19 protein-coding genes are annotated in these 20,037 nt (G+C 73.0%); 9 read left to right on the forward strand and 10 right to left on the reverse strand.

The features are described 5' to 3' along the window. Nucleotides 1-33: 33 nt before the first annotated feature. Nucleotides 34-279: a hypothetical protein gene (locus ABGB21_RS14355; protein ID WP_347653431.1), complete on the forward strand. Its 246-nt coding sequence runs from the start codon at nucleotides 34-36 to the stop codon at nucleotides 277-279. A 58-nt stretch (nucleotides 280-337) separates the two neighbouring features. Here ABGB21_RS14355 and ABGB21_RS14360 read toward each other — a convergent pair whose 3' ends face one another. Continuing rightward, on the reverse strand, nucleotides 338-1,642 hold the full coding sequence (locus ABGB21_RS14360; RefSeq protein WP_347653432.1) for an ABC transporter substrate-binding protein: 1,305 nt from the start codon (nucleotides 1,640-1,642) through the stop codon (nucleotides 338-340). Between the two features lie 177 nt (nucleotides 1,643-1,819). On the opposite strand from ABGB21_RS14360, the gene ABGB21_RS14365 reads away from it, so the two are divergent. Beyond that, nucleotides 1,820-2,650, forward strand: a complete 831-nt coding sequence (locus tag ABGB21_RS14365) for a phosphoribosylaminoimidazolesuccinocarboxamide synthase (protein WP_347653433.1) — start codon at nucleotides 1,820-1,822, stop codon at nucleotides 2,648-2,650. On the opposite strand, the gene ABGB21_RS14370 is transcribed toward ABGB21_RS14365, so the two are convergent. The 4 genes from ABGB21_RS14370 to ABGB21_RS14385 all read right to left on the reverse strand — a co-directional run bounded on the left by ABGB21_RS14370 (nucleotide 2,631) and on the right by ABGB21_RS14385 (nucleotide 10,275). Continuing rightward, nucleotides 2,631-3,827, reverse strand: a complete 1,197-nt coding sequence (locus ABGB21_RS14370; RefSeq protein ID WP_347653434.1) for a glycosyltransferase — start codon at nucleotides 3,825-3,827, stop codon at nucleotides 2,631-2,633. The two genes, ABGB21_RS14365 and ABGB21_RS14370, sit on opposite strands and share 20 nt — an antisense overlap. Before the next feature lie 104 nt (nucleotides 3,828-3,931). Further along, on the reverse strand, nucleotides 3,932-5,149 hold the full coding sequence (locus ABGB21_RS14375) for a glycosyltransferase family 1 protein (protein ID WP_347653435.1): 1,218 nt from the start codon (nucleotides 5,147-5,149) through the stop codon (nucleotides 3,932-3,934). Nucleotides 5,150-5,310: 161 nt separating this feature from the next. Further along, nucleotides 5,311-6,402: a hypothetical protein gene (locus ABGB21_RS14380; RefSeq protein ID WP_347653436.1), complete on the reverse strand. Its 1,092-nt coding sequence runs from the start codon at nucleotides 6,400-6,402 to the stop codon at nucleotides 5,311-5,313. Nucleotides 6,403-6,411: 9 nt separating this feature from the next. Then, nucleotides 6,412-10,275 (reverse strand): hypothetical protein, encoded by a 3,864-nt coding sequence (locus ABGB21_RS14385; RefSeq protein WP_347678121.1) that lies wholly within the window; start codon nucleotides 10,273-10,275, stop codon nucleotides 6,412-6,414. 148 nt (nucleotides 10,276-10,423) lie between these two features. Here ABGB21_RS14385 and ABGB21_RS14390 point away from each other — a divergent pair, with 148 nt between their 5' ends. Next, nucleotides 10,424-10,969 carry a hypothetical protein gene (locus ABGB21_RS14390; RefSeq protein WP_347653438.1) on the forward strand — a complete coding sequence of 182 codons (546 nt, stop codon included), beginning with the start codon at nucleotides 10,424-10,426 and terminating at the stop codon, nucleotides 10,967-10,969. A 110-nt stretch (nucleotides 10,970-11,079) separates the two neighbouring features. Here the strand turns inward: ABGB21_RS14390 and ABGB21_RS14395 are convergent, their stop codons facing one another. Next, nucleotides 11,080-11,955 carry a sigma-70 family RNA polymerase sigma factor gene (locus ABGB21_RS14395; RefSeq protein WP_347653439.1) on the reverse strand — a complete coding sequence of 292 codons (876 nt, stop codon included), beginning with the start codon at nucleotides 11,953-11,955 and terminating at the stop codon, nucleotides 11,080-11,082. 142 nt (nucleotides 11,956-12,097) lie between these two features. Here ABGB21_RS14395 and ABGB21_RS14400 point away from each other — a divergent pair, with 142 nt between their 5' ends. After that, nucleotides 12,098-12,556, forward strand: a complete 459-nt coding sequence (locus tag ABGB21_RS14400; RefSeq protein WP_347653440.1) for a carboxymuconolactone decarboxylase family protein — start codon at nucleotides 12,098-12,100, stop codon at nucleotides 12,554-12,556. A gap of 145 nt (nucleotides 12,557-12,701) precedes the next feature. Here ABGB21_RS14400 and ABGB21_RS14405 read toward each other — a convergent pair whose 3' ends face one another. Beyond that, nucleotides 12,702-13,160: a hypothetical protein gene (locus ABGB21_RS14405; RefSeq protein WP_347678123.1), complete on the reverse strand. Its 459-nt coding sequence runs from the start codon at nucleotides 13,158-13,160 to the stop codon at nucleotides 12,702-12,704. A 14-nt stretch (nucleotides 13,161-13,174) separates the two neighbouring features. Between ABGB21_RS14405 and ABGB21_RS14410 the strand changes: the two genes are divergently transcribed. From ABGB21_RS14410 to ABGB21_RS14420, 3 genes are all read left to right on the forward strand, one after another. Then, a complete protein-coding gene (locus ABGB21_RS14410; RefSeq protein ID WP_347653442.1) occupies nucleotides 13,175-13,759 on the forward strand; it encodes a DUF5753 domain-containing protein in 585 nt (194 codons plus the stop codon). Nucleotides 13,760-13,766: 7 nt separating this feature from the next. After that, nucleotides 13,767-13,976, forward strand: coding sequence for a DUF397 domain-containing protein (locus tag ABGB21_RS14415; protein ID WP_347653443.1), 210 nt, complete (start codon nucleotides 13,767-13,769; stop codon nucleotides 13,974-13,976). A 449-nt stretch (nucleotides 13,977-14,425) separates the two neighbouring features. Further along, a complete protein-coding gene (locus tag ABGB21_RS14420) occupies nucleotides 14,426-14,875 on the forward strand; it encodes an MmcQ/YjbR family DNA-binding protein (protein ID WP_347653444.1) in 450 nt (149 codons plus the stop codon). On the opposite strand, the gene ABGB21_RS14425 is transcribed toward ABGB21_RS14420, so the two are convergent. The 3 genes from ABGB21_RS14425 to ABGB21_RS14435 all read right to left on the reverse strand — a co-directional run bounded on the left by ABGB21_RS14425 (nucleotide 14,835) and on the right by ABGB21_RS14435 (nucleotide 17,868). Continuing rightward, nucleotides 14,835-15,800, reverse strand: coding sequence for a phosphotransferase (locus ABGB21_RS14425; RefSeq protein WP_347678125.1), 966 nt, complete (start codon nucleotides 15,798-15,800; stop codon nucleotides 14,835-14,837). The two genes, ABGB21_RS14420 and ABGB21_RS14425, sit on opposite strands and share 41 nt — an antisense overlap. Next, complete coding sequence (gene glpK / locus ABGB21_RS14430) at nucleotides 15,797-17,302, reverse strand: glycerol kinase GlpK (protein ID WP_347653446.1); 1,506 nt, start codon at nucleotides 17,300-17,302, stop codon at nucleotides 15,797-15,799. The genes ABGB21_RS14425 and glpK overlap by 4 nt, the downstream gene beginning before the upstream one ends. A 77-nt stretch (nucleotides 17,303-17,379) precedes the next feature. Beyond that, nucleotides 17,380-17,868: an ATP-binding protein gene (locus tag ABGB21_RS14435; RefSeq protein ID WP_347653447.1), complete on the reverse strand. Its 489-nt coding sequence runs from the start codon at nucleotides 17,866-17,868 to the stop codon at nucleotides 17,380-17,382. A gap of 146 nt (nucleotides 17,869-18,014) precedes the next feature. On the opposite strand from ABGB21_RS14435, the gene ABGB21_RS14440 reads away from it, so the two are divergent. Both ABGB21_RS14440 and ABGB21_RS14445 read left to right on the forward strand, forming a co-directional pair. Next, a complete protein-coding gene (locus ABGB21_RS14440) occupies nucleotides 18,015-19,286 on the forward strand; it encodes a DUF5931 domain-containing protein (protein WP_347653448.1) in 1,272 nt (423 codons plus the stop codon). A 71-nt stretch (nucleotides 19,287-19,357) separates the two neighbouring features. Further along, entirely contained in the window at nucleotides 19,358-19,993 is a 636-nt protein-coding gene (locus tag ABGB21_RS14445; RefSeq protein ID WP_347653583.1) for a response regulator transcription factor, read from the forward strand. Nucleotides 19,994-20,037: the final 44 nt, after the last annotated feature.

Consider the following 20,037-nt stretch of genomic DNA (forward strand, 5'->3'; position numbering starts at 1 on the left):
GCGGGACTTGCTTCCAGCACCGAGGATGGGGGTATGGAGATTTTCAGGAGATGGTGGGTCCGGCTGACCACGGTGCTCGGCGCCGCGGCGTTGACGGTGCTCGTACCGGCGGTGGCCTGGGCCTCGACCGGACCGGGCGAACTGGTCCTGGAGGCGGCGCGTCGTCGTTCCCGGGGCGGTTTCGGCCTCTTCGGCCTGGTGTGCTGCCTGGTCGTGGTCGGGTTGATCGTGGTGGCACTGCTTGTCGTGCTGCGCAACCGCCGATCGGGTCGCGACTGACCGCCGGGTCGCGACCGATGGGTGGGGCCGGCGGCGCCGGAGGCCAGGCCGCCGGCGGTCAGCTGGTCAGAGCGGCGTTGGCCTGACTGATGAAGGCGGCGGCGGCCTCCCGGGGAGTCGCCCGCCCGAACTGGACGCTCTCCGCCGCCTGGACCAGCAGCGTCTTGACCGTGGAGTGTCCCTTCGGTGGGGGCACCGGAGCCGCCCCGAACCGGTCGGCCATCTCGGCCTCGAAGTCGGCCGTCAGTTTCATGCTCTCGTCGGTCAGCGACTCCTGCACCACCCTGCGGACGTCGAGGTTGGCGCTCAGACCGCGCTCGGTGCCGAGGATGCCGCCGGCGGTGACGTCATTGACCAGGAAGTCGATGACGTGCACCACGGTCTCCGGGTGGCGGGTGCCCCGGAAGCCGGCCCAGTAGATCGCGGCCCGGGCCCACTGGGCATCCGGCTTCCCCGGATAGCTGACCACACCGAGTTTGTCCTGGGTCAGCTTCTGCAGTTCCGGCAACTGGTTGGACCAGACGAACGAGGCCGCCGCCCGGCCGGTGGCGACCAGTTGCTTGGTCACGTCGCCGCTGTTCGCCGGCTGGATCACCGTGGCGGGCGGGGTGGCGCCACTGCGCCGGGCGCCCTGCCACAACTCGAACCACTCGGTGAGGTCGTTCTCGGTGAAACCGACCTGGCGGCCCTCGTAGAGTTCCTTCTGCCGCGACCGCAGCCACATCCACAGCGCCTTGTAGTCGGCGGACGGGTCCATGGTGCCGGCCACCTTGCCGCCGCTGGCCACCGTCACCTGTTCGGCCCAGGCCAGGTACTCCGGATAGGACATCCCGATCCGCGGTTCCGGCAGGTTGAGCCGTTGCAACAGGCTTTTGTTGTAGATCAGGCCCGGGGTGTTCTCCGCCCCCGCCGCGGCGACGGTCCGGCCGCCGATCTGGCTGGACTGGGCGAGACCGCTCGGAAACTTACGGAGATCCAGCACATCGGCCCGGACGTACTCGGTCATGTCCAGGAGAATGTCTCGCTGGGCGTACTCGGTCAGGTAGTTGTCGTCGATCTGGAAGATGTCGGGTGCGTTGCCGGCGGCGGCCTCGGTGGAGAGCCGGTCGTAGTAGCCGGCGTTGCCCTGCCAGGTGAAGGTGAACCGTACGTGCGGGTACCGCTGGCTGTAGATCTCCAGGGCCTGCTTGGTCAGCGCGGCCCGCTGGTCGCCACCCCACCAGAAGACGGAGAGCTCGATCCGCTCCGGTCCGGGCGCGGCCTTCGGGCTGGTGCAGCCGCTGAGGACGATCACCGCGGCGAGCAGCGCGGCGCCGAGCCGACGCCGGGTCCGGCCGGTCGGGGTGGGGAGGGGGAGAGGCACGACAGCTCCTGACGACACCGGTCATCTGCGACGGCAACCGGATCATTTACACAGTCGGCCTCACCGGGTGTCAACGGTCATCCGGCCGGGATCGCCGATCCACTACCCGAAACCGGAGCCGTCGGGCGGTTCGGGGGTGTTCCGGGCCCGGCCGGATCCCGTGATGTACTTGGGCGCGTGGAACTGCTGCATTCAGGCAAGGTCAGGGACGTGTACGCCGACGGCGCCGACCTGATCCTGGTCGCCTCCGACCGGGTGTCGGTCTACGACATCGCGCTGCCGACCCCGATCCCGGACAAGGGCAAGCTGCTCACCGCGCTCTCCCTGTGGTGGTTCGAGCAGCTCGCCGACCTGGTGCCGAACCACGTCATCTCGGCGACCGACGTGCCCGAGGAGTTCGCCGGCCGGGCGATCCGGGTGCGCCGGCTGGAGATGGTGCCGGTCGAGTGCATCGCGCGCGGCTACCTGACCGGTTCGGGACTCGCCGACTACCAGCGGACCGGCGCGGTCTGCGGTGTCCCGCTCCCGCCCGGACTGGTCGAGTCCTCGATCCTGCCCGAGCCGATCTTCACGCCGACGACCAAGGCGGCGCAGGGCGAACACGACGAGTCGATCACCTTCGACGACGTCGCGGCCAAGGTCGGCGCCGAGACCGCCGAGCGGCTCCGCTCCATCACCCTGGACGTCTACTGTCGGGGCGCCGAACTGGCCGCCGAACGGGGTGTCCTGATCGCCGACACGAAACTCGAACTCGGCTGGGCGCCGGACGGCACCCTGACCCTCGGCGACGAGGTCCTCACCTCCGACTCGTCACGCTTCTGGTGGGCGGAGAACTACCAGCCCGGCCGTTCGCAGTACGCGCTCAGCAAGCAGTTCGTCCGGGACTGGGCGGTCGGCACCGGCTGGGACAAGACCGGCCCGGCCCCGGAGATGCCGCCCGAGATCGTCGAGGCGACCCGGGACCGCTACATCGAGGTCTATGAACGGATCACCGGTCGCCGCTGGTGACCGGCACAGCCGGCAGGTCGTGGGCGGCCAGGAAACCCGCCACCGCCGCCGACCACGGATAGCGTTCCGCCTGCTGCCGGGCGGCCGTCCGGCGTTCGGACACCGGGCGGGCGGCCAGGGCCAGCACCGCGTCCGCGTAGCCCGGCCCGCCGCCGGTCGCGGCGAGCCCGGCGCCGCCGAGGACCTCCGGTAACGCGCTCTCCGCGCTCGCCACCACCGGCGTACCGCTGGCCAACGCCTCCAGGGCGGCCAGGCCGAAGGTCTCCACCGGCCCGGGCGCGACCACCACGTCCGCGGTGGCGAGCAGCCGCGCGAGCAGGTCACGGTCGGCGACGTACCGGAGGAACCGGACCGGCAGCTTGTCGCGCGCGGCGGTGGCCCGCAACCGGTCCCGGTGCGGCCCGTCCCCGACCACCAGCAGGACCGCCGGTACGCCCCGGGCGCGCAACTCGGCCAGCGCGGCGAGGGACCGCTCGGGGCGCTTCTCCGGCGACAACCGGCCGCAGTGCAGCAGAACCAGGTCGTCGGTGCCGGCGTGGGCGGCCCGCAGTTCCGGGTCGTACCGGTCCGGGCGGAAATGGTCGAGGTCGACCCCGAGCGGCACCTGGTGCAGGTCGGGCGCGCCGATCCGGCGGAACTCGGCCGCCGCCCAGCCGGTCGTGCAGACGATCCGGTCATGGCCGGCGACGGTACGGGCGTTGAGCCGGTCGGCCAGCCGGTCGGCGCCGGACCAACTCCGGGTCGACAGCCGCAGCAGCCCGGCCAGGCTCTCGTGCGACACCATCACGGTCGGAATGCCCTGCTCACGGGCCCACCGTCCAACCCAGCGCAGGGTCGTCCGGTCGGAGATCTCCAGTCGGTCCGGCCGGAGTTCCCGCAACAGCCGGACGAGCCGTCGCCGGTCGAGCAGCACCCGGTAGCCGCCCATCCCGGGCACGGGCGGGCTGGCCAGGGTGATCACCCGACCCTGTCCGGTCAGCTCGTCGCCGTCGTGTCGACCGGGCACCACCAGGACCGGCTCGTGACCGGCGGCAGCGTATCCGGCCCCGAGCTGCCGCAGCGCGGTACGCAGCCCACCCGAACGTTCGGTGACGAAGTTTGCCAACCGGACGATCCGCCCGGCGCCCGCCGATCCGGCCCGACCGCACAACCGGTGACCGTGGTCGAGGCGATCCATCGGAGGCGTCACGTGGTGGCCGCTCGGGGCCGTCAGGCGGTGGCCGGTCGGGGTTGTCTCGGGGCGGCCTGCCGAGGTGGTCAGGCGGTGGCCGGTCGGTGGCGTCACGCAGCGGCCTGCCGGGGCCGGAAGAGGCGGCCGGGGCGGGTGCCGCCGGTGCCGGCCGTACCGGTGCGGTCGATTCCGGTCTCCTCGGACCGTACCGCCAGGTAGTGGTCGATCAGCTCGTCACCGATCGCCGACCAGGTACGGCCACCGACCGCGTCCCGCCCGGCCCGGCCGTACGCCGCCCGGCGCCCCGGGTCGGCGACCAGCTCGGCGATCGCCGTGGTGAACGCCTCCGGATCGTCCGGCGGCACCAGGGTGCCGGTGCGCCCCGGCTCGACCAGGTCCAGCGGCCCACCGGCGGCCGGGGCCACCACGGGCAGCCCACTCGCCATCGCCTCCTGCACCGTCTGGCCGAAGGTCTCGTACGGGCCGGTGTGCGCGAAGACGTCGAGGCTGGCGTAGATCCGGGCCAACTGCAGGCCGTGCCGGGGGCCGAGGAAGAGCGCGTTCGGCAGGTCCCGCCGCAGCGCCGGGGCGGCCGGACCGTCGCCGACCACCACCACCCGGACCCCGGGCAACTCGCTCGCCCCGGCCAGCAGCTCCACCCGCTTCTCCGGCGCCAACCGGCCCACGTAGCCGACCAGGATCTCGCCGTCCGGGGCCAGGGCGTGCCGCAACGCCGTACTGCGCCGGTGCGGGTGGAACCGGACGCTGTCCACGCCCCGCTGCCACAGCCGGATCCGGTGGATCCCGTGCTCGTGCAGGGCGGTCGCGGTGGCGGTGGACGGGACGAGGGTGCGGTTCGCCGCGTTGTGCACGTACCGCAGCCACCGCCAGGCGGCTGCCTCGGTGACCCGGACCCGGTACGCGCGGGCGTACGCCGCCACGTCGGTCTGGTAGACGGCGACCGACGGCAGGCCGAGCGCCCGGGCCACCGCCACACCCCGGGCACCGAGCACGAACGGGCTGGCCAGGTGCACGACGTCGGTGCCGTGCGCGCGCAGCGCGGTGGGCAGTTCCCGGCCGGGCAGGCCGAGCCGGAACTGCGGGTAGCCGGGCGTCGGCACCGACGGCACCCGCAGCACCAGGTACGGCAGCGCCGCGTCCCGGGCCCGGTGGTCGGCGCGTTCCCGGGGCCCGGCCGAGGCCGGCTGCGGAGCGATCACCATCGGTTGGTGGCCACGACGTACCAGGTGCTCCGCCACCCGTACGACCGAGTGGGCCACTCCGTTCACGTCCGGCGGGAACGACTCCGTGACGATCGCGATCCGCATGGGCTCACGGTCGCGGAGGTCTCCACCGTCCAGGCCACGACACCGTGACCGCCCGGCGAACTGTCATCGACGAAGCGACGTGTCGACGCCGGGGCCCGGCGTGGCCCCGGTGGGGCCCTGGAGGGGCACGACGGCGTGACGAGGGCCGGCGTCCCGGCGGTTCAGGCCACGGCGGGTGGCGGTGCCGGGCGTGGGCCGGCGTCGGTCGCCGGGCCCGGGTGGTCCGGGGCGGCGGCATCGACGAGCTGGGCTGCGAGCGGCAGACCGACGGCGAGGGCGAGCAGGACCGCGCCGGGGAGCACGGAGACGCCGTCGGCCGGATAGTACCGACCGGCGATCTCGAACAGGATGGACGAGGTGATCATGGAGAGGAACGCCCCGCCGATGACCAGCACCGGACTGGCCACCGCGCTGACCAGGGTGAGGGTCGTCCAGAGCGCCCCGGTGCGGACGGGCCGGCCGACGGGATGCCGCCGGAGCAGGGCGACGACCAGCACGGCCAGCGGTACGGCGACCAGGGTGGCCCGGCTCGTCAGCGACTGGTCGAGTCCCCGCCCGGTGGCGAGGCCGAGACCGGCCAGGGCCAGGGCCGGCGGTGCCGCCACCCCGAGGACCGCCACCAGCGGGATCCGGCGGGGCCGGGCGGCGACCACGGCGACCGCCGCCAACGCGGTGAGCAGCACCGGCAGCACGGCGGTCAGCACCGACAGGCCAACCGGCAGGAAGGGGTGGTTGACCGCCGGGGTGCCCTGGGCCAGTGGCAGCGGTGCACAGCCGGCCGCGACGATCGCGACCACGGCGAGCCGACGACGGACCACGGGAAGTTCGGTTCCCGGGCCGAGACGCCCGCCCAGCCAGCCGGCGGCGGCGGCCGCGAGCGCGCCCGAGAACAGGGCCAGCGCCAGGCCGCTGCCACCGGCGGCGCCGGACCGCTCCAGCACACTGTCGACCCCGAGCAGCAGTACGGTCAGCAGCACCGGCCCGAGCGCCGCACCACGCCGGCCGGCGAGCACGGTGAGCAGGCCGAGCGCCGCGAGCAGGATCGCCGTCCAGCGCAGTTCGGCGACCCAGAGGAAGATCTCCCCGTCCCCGCCCGGCATCGGCGCGGTCCGGGCCACCACCGGCATCGCCGGGGTGAGCACCGCCAGCGTGTACGCCCAGCCGACGATCGCCGCCGCCAGGATCAGCATTCCGGATCGGACAGTGCCGGTCGACGTGACGTCCCGCCCGGTCGCGGAGTGAGGAAAGATCACCCGGCAAGCCTAGTTCCCGGAACCAGGCTCCGGGGTCCCTGAGCCGAGGAGGAAGGTACGCCGCTCGTCGTCGGCGAACGGGCGGGTCGCCCGGGTGGCGGCGGTGGCGAGGAGCCGGTCGACCGGCCCGCAGACGTCGCAGTGCCAGACCCGTACCGTTCCGTCGGAGTGGACGGTGCCGACCACCCCGTCCGGGGCGAAGGTGAAACCCAGCGGGCCCGGCCCGAGGACACGCAGGGTCACCGGTGTGGTGCCGCCGACGGCGGGCCAGAGCTGCACGCCGGTGAGTTCCTCCCCGCCGAGCAACGCCAGGTGCCGACCGTCCGGGGTGTACGTCAGCCGGGTGGTGGCGTAACCCTGCCCGACCGCGGCGAGGACAACACTCGGGGCCCCGCCGCCCACCGGCCAGACCCGGACGGTGCTGTCCCGGGCCAGCGCCGCGACCCGGCCACCGTCCGGGCTGAACGACACCGAACTGACCGGTTCGGTACCGCCGGTCAGCGTCACGACGGCGCCGCCCGGCGGCGGTACGTCGGCCGGACCGTCGGGGACGTCGTGCAGTCGTACACCGCCGTCGGGGCCGCCGATCGCCAGCCGGCCGCCGTCCGGGTGGAACGCGACCGCGGTGCCGACCTCCGCCAGCCGTACCGGCTCCGGACGCGGGCCGTCGACGCCGCCCCACAGGGTGACACCGCCGGAGCCGCTGGTCAGCAGCCGACGACCGGTCGGGTCGACGGTGATCCGGGTCGCCGGGCCGGCCGGGACGGCGTACCGGAGCCGTCCGGTCGGCCGGTCCCACATCCGCAGCACACCGGCGGCGTCGAGGGTGGCCAGACGTGTCCCGTCCGGAGCGAAGGCGACATCCATGGTCATCCCGGTGTGTCCGGCCAGGACCAGATCGGCGGATCCGTGATCCGGGGGAGCCGGGGTCGTGCCGGGAGCGGGCCGGACCCGGACCGTACCGTCGTGGATGCCGGCGGTGGCCAGGTACCGGCCGTCCGGGCTGAACCGGGCGACGTGCACCAGACCCGGGTGCGGGCGGACCACCGCCGGGTCGTACGCCCCGCCGACGTCCCAGCCGCGGACCGTGCCGTCCTCACCGACGCTGACCAGCCGATCGTCCGCGGTCAGGGTGAGCGCGCAGACCGCGCCGGCGTGCCCGCGCAGCGTCAGCGGGTCGTTCGTTCCGGCGGTGTCCCAGATCCCGATCACGCCGTAGCTGTTCTTGGTGACCAACCGACGTCCGTCCGGGCTGAAGACGGCCGGCAGCACTCCCCGGAGCCGACCGAGCAGCAGCGGTCGGTCGCCGCCGCCCACCTCCCAGATCCGCAGGCTGCCGCCCTCCCCGGCGACGTTGTCGGTGGCCGCGACCCGCCGGCCGTCCGGGCTGAACAGCAGCCCGTCCGCGCTGCCGGTGGAGTCGGCGAGCTCGGTCGGCGCCCGGTCCGACCTGGTCAGGTCCCAGACCCGGGCCGGCGCGGCGACGGTGGCGGCGGCCAGCTGGCGCCCCTGCGGTGACCAGGCCAGCGAGTACACCGCCCCACTGCCGGCCTGCGGCAGGACCCGGGCCCGAGGGCGCCGGGAGACGTCCCAGATCCGGACCGCACCGTCGCCGTCCCCGGTCGCCAGCGACCGGCCGTCCGGGCTGAACCGCACGTCGAGGACCGCGCCGTGGTGACCGGGCAGCAGGACCGGGCCGGCGTCGAGGTCGGCGGTGTCCCAGAGCCGTACCGCCGGGTCCCGGTGTCCGCTGGCCACCCACCGGCCGTCCGGACTGATCGCCACCGCGTGCATGTCCCGCCCGGGATCCGGCAGCGGCACCGACGGTCCGGACGGGTCGGTGCCGTCCCACCGCCACACCCTGCCGTCCGGTGCGGCGGCGGCGACGTACCGGCCGTCCGGGGTCAGCGCGGCGTTCTTGACCCGGGTGCCCGGGACCTGCCCCGGGTCGAGGAGCCGTCGGGTGTCGAGGCCGCGCCAGTGCAGGGTCGCCTGCCGCAGCGCCGTCTCGGCCTCGCTGTCCGGGCGCAGGTCGTACGCCATCCGGGCCAGCATGAACGCCAGTTGCGGATCGCGCGGCAGTTGCGCCCGCGCCCCGGCGACCAGCTGCCGGTGTACGGCGAGATCCCGCTGACCCCGGGCCCGTCCCGCCTGCACGACCGCGACCCCGGCCAGGACGGTCACCACCGTGACTACCCCGGCCAGCGCACCGCCGAACAACCGGCGCCGGTTACGTCGCCGGCGTAGCGCACCGTCCTCGGCCGCCCGGCTGGCGTCGAGGAACTCCCGTTCCGGGCCGGTCAGGCTCTCCGGGTGCGTCTGTGCCCAGGACCGGGCCCGGGACAGCGCCAATCCCCGGTACAGGCCGTCCGGATCGTGGTCGAGGGACCGCCACGACGCGGCGGCCTGGGTCAACCGCCGGTGCACCCGTACGCCGTCGAGGTCCTCCTCCAGCCATCGGCGCAGTCGGGGCCAGGCGTCGAGCAGTGCCTCGTGGGCCAGCCGGACCGACCGGTCGTCCACGGTGACCAGCCGGGCCGCCGCCAACCGTTCCCGCACGCCGAGCGTCAGCGGGTCGGTCTCGTCCAGTTCGGAGCGGTCCACCCGGCGCGCGGTGGGCAGCTCGGTGCGGTCCACCCGGTGTGCCGCGGCCGGTTCGTCGCCGGTGCCGATCTCCACCAGTCGGAGCAGCAGGTGCCGGGCCACCCGGCGCTGCGCGACGGAGAATTCCTGCCAGACCTGTTCGGCGGTCTGCGCGACGGCGCCGTCCACCCCACCGGCCGCCTGGTAACCGGCCAGGGTCACCGCGTTGCCCCGACGCCGCCGCCATGTCTCCAGCAGCACGTGCGAGGCGACCGGCAGCGCGCCGACCCGACCGGCGACCTGGGCGACGATCGTGGAGACCAGCGCGCCCTCGACCATCGCCCCGGCCCGTTCGGCCGGCCGGACCACGGCGTCCCGGAGCTGGCCGGCGGTCATCGGTCCGATCAGCACCTGGGCGTCGGCCAGCGCGCCGACGAGTGCCGGCAGTTCGGCGCAGTGGCCGTAGAAGTCGGCGCGGACCCCGAGCACCACCCGCAGCCGGCTCTGGGGGGCGGTCACCGCGGCGAGCAGGGCGGCCACGAAACCGGCCCGGTCGGCGGGTTCCCGGCAGAGCGTGAAGATTTCCTCGAACTGGTCGACGACCAGCCACAACTCGGACTCCGGCGGCGTGTCGGCGAGGACCTGGCGGACGGTCAGGTGCAGCCGGGACGGGGCGGCGGCCAGGTCGGCGCGGAGCGTACCGGCCGGGATCCGGAGCAGCCGGCCGAGCTGCACGGCCAGCTCGCCGAGCGGGTCCGCCCCTGGCGTCAACACCAGCACCGTCGGCGCCGGGTCGCCGGCCGTCACCGCCGGTACCAGTCCGGCCCGGAGCACCGAGGACTTGCCGCTGCCGGAGGCGCCGAACAGCGCCACGAACCGGCGGTCGGTCAGCCGTCGGCGCAGGTCGGCGACCACGTCCTCCCGGCCGAAGAACCACTCCGCGCGCTCCGGCCCGTACGCCAGCAGGCCCTGGTACGGCGGGTCGTCCTCGGTCGTCGGGAGTGGCCCGGACCGTCCGCCGCCGGTCTCGGTACGGGCGAGCTGCCGCCACCGTTCCGCCCACTCGTCCGGGTCCCCGCCGCAGGCGTTGACGTACGCCAGGGTGACGGCGAGGGTCGGCAACCGGCGCCCGCCGGCGGCCTCGGAGAGCGTCGTCGCCGAGAAGTGCGCCCGCCGGGCCAGCTCCCGGTAGCCCGGATGGCCGGCCTTCTCCCGGAGCAGCCGCAGCCCGGCCGCGAACTCCATCAGCGCGGGGCTGCCCGGCCCCAGTTCACCCTCGGGTCGCGGCACGGCACACATCCATCCGTACGTCGGTTTGTCCGGGGTTGATTGTCCGGTCCGGCGCCCCGAAGCCGGACAACGAGTCGGCGACTAGACATCGATTCATCGGGAGCCGACAGGTGCTCCCACCAGCGGAAAGATCACGAGGTGATCAGAAATGCGGTTCATCCGTACATCGGTCGGCGGGGTACGCGCCCTGGCCGTCCTGCTCGGACTGACCACGGCCCTGCTCGTCGGAACGGCGGCGCCGGCCAGCGCCGCGATCATCACCGTCCAGGACAGCTTCGAGGGAGCGCAGGCGGCGAACTGGAGCTTCACCCACGTGGGTGACGGCACCGGTGGGATCAGCACCCTCCAGGCCCGTACCGGGGCACAGGACGGGTTCATCTCGATGCGTAGCGCCGGCTTCTCGTCGGTCGGCCGGCGGGTGTTCCTGCCGCCGACCACCAGCTGCACGGCCGGCATCTGGGTCAACCCCGTGCTGGCCAACCAGCAGATCAACTTCGAGATCATCGAGCCGAACAGCTTCACGTACGTGGCGTTGAAGACGGTGGTGCTCAGCGGCAGCGCTCCGTACACCTTCATCTCGACGTCGTGGAACCACGGCCCGACGGACGTCCTGGTCCGGGTCTCGCTGATCGGGGTCAACGGCACGACACTGGCCGCCTGGGTCGACGACCTCGGCATCCTCTGCACCACCTGAGGTGAAAGGAACGGGCCCTTCCGGTCGCTTCAGCACCGGAAGGGCCCGTTCCCGCCGGCCCGGCCCGGCCCGGCGCGGTCGATCGGGCGGGCGGGCGCGTCGGGCCGGAGTCAGGAGTCGAAGATCTCCAGGTCGAGGTTCTGGAGCTCGTCGGGGTCGGCGACCACGTCGATCGCGGCGATCCGCCCGCCGACGATCGTGAAGCTGAGCGCCAGGAAGAGCTTGCCGGACGGCGTCCGGACCACCACCCCGGCGGCCCCGTCGACGTACGCGGGAACCGCGGCCTTGGCCCCGCCGTTGACGAGGGCGGCGACCCGCTCGGCGCCCCGTACCTCGGCACCCGCGCCGAGTCGGGCCGCCGCCTCGTCGGCGCGGACCACGACGTCGGGGTCGAGCAGGGTCAGCAGGGCGGCGAACTCCCCGGCCCGGGCGGCGGCCAGGAACGCCTCGACGATCTCCCGCTGTCGGGACAGGTCGGTGTCCGGGGTCGCCGCGTCGGCCCGTACCCGACGTCGGGCCCGGCTGGCGAGCTGGCGGGCGGCCGTCGGAGTCCGGCCGACGATCGGCGCGATCTCGTCGAACGAGACGGCGAACATGTCGTGCAGGACAAATGCGAGCCGTTCGGCGGGGGTCAGGGTCTCCAGGACGACGAGCAGGGCCAGCCCGACCGCGTCGGCGAGCAGCGCCTCCTGTTCCGGATCGGTCGGTCCGCCGCTGGTGGCCGGCTCGACCGGCCGGTCGTGGATCGACTCCTCCCGGCGGGAGGTACGGGACCGCAGCATGTCCAGGCAGATCCGGCCGACGACCGTGGTCAGCCAGGCGTCGAGGTTGTCGACCGCGTCCGCGTCGGTCCGGTTGAGCCGGAGCCAGGTTTCCTGGACCGCGTCGTCGGCCTCGGTGAGCGAGCCGAGCATCCGGTACGCCACCGCCCGCAGTCGGGGCCGGTTCCGTTCGAAGTGCTCGACCAGTACGTCGTTCCCGCTCACGGTCCGCTCCTCGCATGTTCTGTGTCGTTTTGTGGCTTCCGCCACATGTGTCACATCGGTCGGTCGGGGTCCGTCGACATGCCGACGGACCAGACCACACCGATGTGACACCACACCGGTGGAGAGTGGCAAGGAGAGACCCATGCAGGCACGTCTCGACAACCCGGCGACCCTGCTCCCGGAGGTCCTGCCGGCGATCAACACCATCTACAAGACGACCCACTCTGCCGGGGTTCCGGCGCCGACCCTGGAGCTGGTGCACATGCGGGCCAGCCAGATCAACGGCTGCAGCGTCTGCCTGGACATGGGCGCGCGCAAGGCCAGGCAGAGCGGCGAGACTGACGATCGGCTGTTCGCCGTGGCGGCCTGGCGGGAGACGCCGTACTTCACCGACGCCGAACGCGCGGCCCTGGCGCTCACCGAGGCGGTCACCCGGATCGCCGACCGGCCGGAGGCGGTCTCCGACGAGATCTGGGCGGACGCGGCCAAGCACTACAACGATAAGGAGCTTGCCGCGCTGGTGCTCTGGATCGCGGTCAGCAACATGTTCAACCGGGTCAACGCCGCCGTCCGGCTGCAGGCTCCGGTGAACTTCGGCTGACTGACCGGCGTACGCGTCAGGCCGCGGCCGGCGGAACCGACGGCGGTGACCGGGCAGCGATGACCTGGTGGCGGGCCGGGATGGCCGGTCAGGACGGGTTGGCCGCCTCGACGTCGAGGCGGCCAACCGGTGGGCGGGTCGGGGGTCAGGCGGCGGCGGGAACGGGAGTACGTCGGCGGCGGATCGCCCGTGCCAGGGCGAGGATCCAGAACACCGCAGCCGCGACGCCACCCACCACGAACGCGGTGACGAGCAGCCAGGTGTAGCCGCCCTCGTTGGAGAAGACGCCGTTGCGGGCGCCGGTGTCCCGGGCCGCCACCTGCTGTCCGGCGGTCATCCCGTCAGGGTCGTCGTAGAGGATGACGTCGGTGCGCTGCTCGCCGCCCTCGGCGGCGACCCAGTTGCCGTACCAGGTGCAGCTGCGCCGGCCGCAGTCCTCGCGGACGGCGGTGAAGGTGCCCTCGGTACCGCCGCCGGCATTCGCCTGCCAGGACGGGACCAGGTCGGAAAGGCCGAAGGTGAAGCCGATGGCGGCGATGACCGGAAGTCCGACCCAGAGGAAGAACTTCGACTGCCAGCCGCTGAATTTGTCGAAGAGACTCACGGCGCGTCAGGCTAGTGGAAGGGGCGGACAAGAAGGTGCCCCTTTCCCGACTGTCCTCGTTCGAGACGGAGGCGAGCGCCATCTTCGGCTTCGAACCGCTGCTCGTTCCCGGGCTCCTTCAGACGGCCGACTACACGCGAGCGCTGATGAAAGCGTGTGGTGTGCCGGATCCTGACGCCCAGTTCCGGGTCGCCGCTCGGCTTGGTCGGCAGGCCGTCTTGACCCGCGACGAATCTCCTGAGATCCACGCTGTCCTCGACGAGGGCGTACTGCGCCGGGCGCTCGGCGGTCCGGCGGTGATGGCCCGGCAACTGCGCCACCTGCTGGAGATGGCAAGACGTCCGCGTCTGAAGATCCAGGTTGTACCGCTGGCTGTCGGCGGACATACCGGGCTCGACGGGGGTTTCAGCATTATCGACTTCCCTCGGCACAAGTCGGTGGTCCACCTGGAGCACAAGCTTGCATCCCTGTTCCTGGAAGAACCGGCGGACGTGGCCACCTTCCGGCGGACGGCGGAAGCCCTGGCGGGGCTGGCGCTCTCTCCGGCAGAATCGATCGAGTTCATCGCGAGAGTCGCTGACGAGCATGAGCGGGTGTGAGGGCAGGATGGTTAGGCAGGTTCTCGCTGACCTGGTGTGGCGCAAGTCGAGCCGTAGCGGCTCGGACGCCAACTGTGTGGAGGTGGCGGAGTTGCCGAGCGCGGTGGCGGTACGCGACTCCAAGGACCCCGACGGCCCGGTCCTGGTGTTCGCCGCCGGACCGTGGGCGGCCTTTGTCGCAGGCACCCAAAGGGACGCCGTTGGCAGTTCGCACTGAACCTGCCGGCGGTGCCGACCGGCTCCGTCCCGGGATCTCTGCGACGAACCTAGGCTGCGTGCCATGGAAGGAACGGCCTGGATCCTGCTGTGTCCCTGCGCGTTCTTCGTACTGCTGGTCTTCGCCGCAACGACGGTGCTCTGGTTTCAGACCCGGCCGGATGGCGGTAGCTGAGACTCGTGGGGGTCCGGATCCTCGAGGAGCGGTCCCAGGGTCATCTTCCGGTTCAGATGCTCCACGAAGCACGTCCGGTGCGCTGCCATGGTCTGGCCCTCGGTCCCACCGTTGTGGACGTCGACGAACAAGCCTTCCCCGGATTCCGCCGGGTTCACCGACCTCCAGCAGTAGGCGCAGTTCCACCGCTCGGCGCTGTCCACGTCGATACCCTACGCCGTAGTCGATCAGGAGCACGGCATCGCAAGAAGGCGGTCGTGTGCTTAGCTTCCGCCATGGGACACCCGATCATGTTCGACGAGGCGGACCCGTACCTGCACCGGCTGCGGGCGATCGCACTGACCTTCCCGGACGCGGCCGAGAAGGTCTCCCACGGCCGCCCGGCCTTCTTCACCACCAAGGTCTTCGCCTACTACGGGGGTTCGGAGAAGGTCGACGGCGGCCACCAGCGGCACGACCAGTCGCTGGTTGTCCTGGTCGACCCCGACGAACGGGCGGCGCTGCTCACCGAGGAACACGGCTACCTGCCGATGTACCTGGGCGTTGCCGGCTGGGTCGGTGTGGACCTGACCGACGACCCGGACTGGGACGAGGTCGCCGAGCTGCTGGACGCCAGCTACCGGCGTACCGCAGGGGCACGCCGGGTCGCCGCACTCGACGCCGCTCGCGCGACACCGGCAGCGGTCAGGACCGGGGTACGCCGTCCGCCACCCAGTCGCGGATGACCTCCGCCGCCCGGTCCGCGACCGGGTTCCCGAACGGGCGGGTGACGAGGTCGCTGAGCGCGAACATGTCCAGGATCCGGCCCAGCCGGGCCCACTGTTCGACAAGCGGCAGGTCGTCCGGCTGGTGCTCGGCGAAGCCGCGCCGGAACCCGACGACGTAGCGGGCGGGGTCGTCGGCACCGAACCGGACCATGTTCGCCGCGTCGCCGTACGGACAACCGGAGTAGGCGAACTCCCAGTCCAGTACGGCGTCCACCCGCCACCCGCCACCGGTCCGGCTGACCAGGATGTTCTTCGGATTCACGTCGGCGTGCACCAGTCGGCTCCACCCGTCGACAGCGACCAGCGCCGGGGCGTACGCCCGGCAGAGGTCGAGCCAACCGGCCCGGGTGGCCGGGTCCAGCCGTACGTCGGGAGTGTTGGCCATGCAGGCGGCGGCGACCTCCGGCAGCTGCGCCGACCACGGCTGTTCCTCCCGGACGGTGAGCCGGTCGTCGGCGAAGAAGCCGGGGCGGTCGTACGTCACCGCACCGATACCGGCGACGACCCGTCCCACCTCGGCACCGAGTTCGGCCATGGCCGCCGAACCGAACCCGTCCGAGGCGAGCACCTCACTCAGCGGTGTGCCGGCCACGTACTCGATGACCATCGCCGGACGGCTCTGCTCCCCGGCACCGGCCGGCAGCACGAGCAGCACCTCCGGCACCGGAACGTGCCGACGCGCGGCGTCCATCACCGCCGCCTCGACGGCCGGGTCCGCGCCGCCGAACCGGGCCACGACGGCACCGTCGGCCAGGGTGAGCAGACAGGTCTGATGCGAGTAGCCGCCGGCCAGGGTGCGGGCCGCCAGCACGGTGCTGTCGAGCGCGGCGGCGATCCGGGAGATCTCCTCGGCCGGCGGTCCGACCTCCACGTCGGCGGTCACTCCTCCTCTACCCAGTCCAGGGTGCGGGCCACCGCCTTGCGCCAGTTGCGCAGCTCGCGGTCGCGGTGTGCCGGGTCCATCGCCGGGTCCCACTGCGCGTCGGCGCGCCACTGCGTACGCAGCGTCTCCAGGTCCGGCCAGAAACCGACCGCCAGACCGGCCGCGTACGCCGCGCCGAGGCAGGTCGTCTCGCTGACCGCCGGCCGGACCACCGGTACGTCGAGCACGTCGGCGAGGAACTGCATCAGCAGCCCGTTCGCGGTCATCCCGCCGTCGACCCGGAGCCGGCGCAGCGCCACGTCAGAGTCGGCGTTCATCGCGTCGACCACCTCACGGGTCTGCCAGGCGCTCGCCTCCAGCACCGCCCGGGCCAGGTGCCCCTTCGTGACGTACCCGGTCAGGCCGGCGATCACCCCACGGGCGTCGCTGCGCCAGTGCGGCGCGAAGAGCCCGGAGAACGCCGGTACGACGTAACAGCCGCCGTTGTCCTCGACGGTCCGGGCCAGTTCCTCGACCTCCGGCGCGCTGGAGATCAGCCCGAGGTTGTCCCGGAGCCACTGCACCAGCGACCCGGTCACCGCGATCGCCCCCTCCAGGGCGTACGTGGCCGGCTCGTCCCCGATCCGGTAGCCGACCGTGGTCAGCAGCCCGTGCCGGGACGTCACCGGACTCTCCCCGGTGTTGAGCAGCAGGAAACTGCCGGTGCCGTACGTGCACTTGGCCTCGCCGGGGTGGAAGCAGGTCTGCCCGAACAGCGCGGCCTGCTGGTCGCCGAGGGCGCTGGCCACCGGCACCCCGGCGAGCGCGCCGGTGGCGGTGCCGTACACCTCCGACGAGGAGCGGATCTCCGGCAGCATCGGTGCCGGGATACCGAGCGCGTCGAGCAGTTCCGGATCCCAGTCCAGGGTGCGCAGGTTCATCAGCAGGGTCCGGCTGGCGTTGGTCACGTCGGTGACGTGCCGACCGGTGAGTTTCCAGATCAGCCAGCTGTCCATGGTGCCGAACAGGACCTCGCCCCGCTCGGCCGGGTCCCGCAGCCCGTCGACGTTCTCCAGCAGCCAGCGCAGTTTCGGCCCGGCGAAGTACGTCGCCAACGGCAGCCCGGTGCGGTCCCGGAAACGCTGTTCGCCGTACTCGGCGTCGAGGCGGCGCAGCAGCGGACCGGTCCGGGTGTCCTGCCAGACGATGGCGTGGTGCACCGGCCGGCCGGTCGCCCGGTCCCAGACGACCGTGGTCTCCCGCTGGTTGGTGATGCCGATCGCGGCCAGCCGGTCGGCGTCGATCGACGCGCCGGCGAGGGCGTCCCGGACGACCTGCTCGACGTTTGTCCAGATCTCCTCGGCGTCGTGTTCGACCCAGCCGGGGCGGGGAAAGATCTGCCGGTGTTCGCGCTGGGCCACGGCGACGATGCCGCCGTCCGCGTCGAAGACGATGCACCGGGAGGAGGTGGTGCCCTGATCGATCGCGGCGACGTACCGGTCGGCAACGGGGTGATCGGTCACCCGCAGCACCGTACCCGGCGGCGTGGGCCACGTCACCCGTCCAGGTGTCCGGAGCCCGTGCCGCCGCCGGCGGCGGGTCAACCCGCCCCGGTCACCTCTTCCGGCCGTTCGAGGTTGACCTCCGGCTGGCCGGCGCCGACCCGGGCGCTGATCCGTACCGTGGTGCCGTCCGTCCCACTGCGCACCAGCATCTCGTCGCTGAGCTGGCGGGCCAGCCACAGACCCCAGCCGCCGGCCGCGTCCGGCTCGGGTCGTCCCCGCTCGTCCAGCAGGTCGGCGGCGATGCCCGCGCCCGTGTCGGAGACGGCGCAGTGCAGGACACCGTCGGCGAACCAGAGCCGCAACCCGCCCTGCCCGCCGCCGTGCCGGACGGCGTTGGTGATCAGTTCGTTGACCGCGAGTACGAAGTCGGCCAGGCGTTCGCCGTCGAGCCCGACCGCCTCGGCGTGGTCGGCGACGCTGTGCCGCAGCTCCGTGACCTGAGCCCGGTCGAAGGTCCGGAGGAGCAGCGTGCCCGCACGGGCGGGGGCGGAGCCGGCGGGAGAGAGGGGGTCCGAGTCTTTCATCAACCATCCCGCCGCTGGTCGTCAGGCCTTCCGCCGATTTCCCACCTTACGTCAGGCCCGGTGCACCCGCATGCGCTCACCCGGTTCCACCGGATGCCGGCGGGCGCGGGGTCGTCGGGAGTCGCCCGTTGTGGGATCGTCTGGGCGTGTCGGAGTGGTCGATCGACGGGCGGGACGGGGCGGTGCAGCCCGAACCGGCGGCTGCCCCGACCGCGCCGGCTGGTCCGGCGGTCCGGCCGGCTGCCCGGACCGCGCCGGCTGGTCCGGCGGTCCGGCCGGCGGGACGGGGCCCGACGCCCGGCAACCTGCAGGGGCCGCTGTGGCGCTCCATCGCCGTCTACCGGTTCGCCGCCCTGGCGTACGTCGCCGTGCTCGCCGTCCGCAACCTGACCGGGTACGCGCACCCGGTCACCGGTGGGGTGTTGCTGCTGGGCATGGCCGGCTGGACGCTGTTCAGCGCCTACGCCTACGCCAACCCGGCCTGGCGGCGCTGGCCCCTGCTGCTGGCCGACCTGGCGGCGGCACTGACGGTGGTCCTGACCGCCCCGCAGGTGGTGGGTCGGGAGGCGCTGGCCTCCGGGATCCCGCCGCCGAGCGTCGCCTGGCTGGCCGGACCGGTGCTCACCTGGGCGGTCTCCGGAGGCCGTCGACGTGGGGTCGCCGCCGCCCTGGTGCTCGGCGCCACCGACCTGGCGGCCCGGGAACGGCTGACCCAGGCGTCGCTGACCGGTGCCGCCCTGATGCTGCTCGCCGGGATCGCGGTCGGGCACTTCGCCCGGCTGGCGGTGATCGCCGAGGAACGACTGCAGCAGGCCGTCGAACTGGAGGCCGCGACCCGGGAACGGGAACGGCTCGCCCGGGGCATCCACGACTCGGTGCTGCAGGTGCTGGCCCTGGTCCAGCGCCGGGGCGCACACCTCGACGGGGAGGCCGGCGAACTGGCCCGGCTGGCGGGTGAACAGGAGGCGGCGCTGCGTACCCTGATCGCGACCCGGCCCCCCGACGACCTGGACCGGCGGGAGGTCGACCTCCGGGCACTGCTCGGCGGCCACGCCACACCCACGGTCTCCCTCGCCACCCCGGCGACGCCGGTGCTGATGCCGGCGGACCTGGCCGGCGAGGTGGCGGCGGCGGTGGGCGCGGCCCTGGACAACGTGGCCCGGCACGGCGGCGGCCGGGCCTGGGTGCTGGTGGAGGACGACGCCGCCGAGGTGACCGTCTCGGTCCGCGACGACGGGCCCGGCATCCCGGCAGGCCGGCTCGGCGAGGCGGCCGGCGAGGGCCGGCTCGGCGTCGTGCAGTCCATCCAGGGGCGGATCATCGACGTCGGCGGGACGGTACGGATCGTCACCGCACCGGGGGAGGGGACCGAGATCGAACTACGGGTTCCCCGTGGACGGCGCCCGCCGACGTCCTGAGCGGACGGTCGCACCCGTTGGGCGTACCGGACTACGCTGCGGCGGTGACCGACGAGCCGACGATCCGGGTGATGGTGGTCGACGACCACCCGATGTGGAGAGAAGGAGTGGCCCGCGACCTGACCGAGGCCGGGTACGTCGTGGTCGCCACCACCGGCGAGGGACGTCAGGCCATCCGGGTCGCCCGGGCCACCCGGCCCGACGTGGTGGTCCTCGACCTCCAACTGCCCGACATCTCCGGTGTGGAGGTGATCCGTGGCCTGCTGGCCGAACTGCCGGAGGTCCGGGTGCTGATGCTGTCGGCCAGTGGCGAGCAGCAGAGTGTGCTGGACGCGGTCAAGGCCGGCGCCACCGGCTACCTGCTCAAGTCCGCGGCCCCGGCCGAGTTCCTGGCGGCGGTACGCGGCACCGCCGCCGGTGACGCCGTCTTCACCCCGGGCCTGGCCGGGCTGGTGCTCGGCGAGTACCGGCGACTCGCGGTCGCCCCGCAGCCGGCGAGCGACGCAAACCTGCCCCAGCTCACCGAACGGGAGACCGAGGTGCTGCGGCTGGTCGCCAAGGGGATGTCGTACCGGCAGATCGCCACCCGGCTCGGGCTCTCGCACCGCACGGTGCAGAACCACGTCCAGAACACCCTGGGCAAGCTGCAGATGCACAACCGGGTGGAACTCACCCGGTACGCGATCGAGCAGGGCCTCGACAGCTGACCGGCGGAACCCGGTCACGCCGACCGGCTTCGACAGTCGACGGC

It is taken from the genome of Plantactinospora sp. B24E8 (genome assembly GCF_039871735.1).
In the GTDB taxonomy this organism is placed as follows: domain Bacteria; phylum Actinomycetota; class Actinomycetes; order Mycobacteriales; family Micromonosporaceae; genus Plantactinospora.

Coding starts and splice junctions, on each gene's coding strand:
- ABGB21_RS14445 (WP_347653583.1), top strand. CDS start 19,358: ATGGTGGTCGACGACCACCCGATGTGGAGAGAAGGAGTGGCCCGCGAC.
- ABGB21_RS14415 (WP_347653443.1), top strand. CDS start 13,767: ATGGTTAGGCAGGTTCTCGCTGACCTGGTGTGGCGCAAGTCGAGCCGT.
- ABGB21_RS14355 (WP_347653431.1), top strand. CDS start 34: ATGGAGATTTTCAGGAGATGGTGGGTCCGGCTGACCACGGTGCTCGGC.
- ABGB21_RS14435 (WP_347653447.1), bottom strand. CDS start 17,868: ATGAAAGACTCGGACCCCCTCTCTCCCGCCGGCTCCGCCCCCGCCCGT.
- ABGB21_RS14400 (WP_347653440.1), top strand. CDS start 12,098: ATGCAGGCACGTCTCGACAACCCGGCGACCCTGCTCCCGGAGGTCCTG.
- ABGB21_RS14390 (WP_347653438.1), top strand. CDS start 10,424: ATGCGGTTCATCCGTACATCGGTCGGCGGGGTACGCGCCCTGGCCGTC.
- ABGB21_RS14420 (WP_347653444.1), top strand. CDS start 14,426: ATGGGACACCCGATCATGTTCGACGAGGCGGACCCGTACCTGCACCGG.
- ABGB21_RS14370 (WP_347653434.1), bottom strand. CDS start 3,827: ATGGATCGCCTCGACCACGGTCACCGGTTGTGCGGTCGGGCCGGATCG.
- ABGB21_RS14375 (WP_347653435.1), bottom strand. CDS start 5,149: ATGCGGATCGCGATCGTCACGGAGTCGTTCCCGCCGGACGTGAACGGA.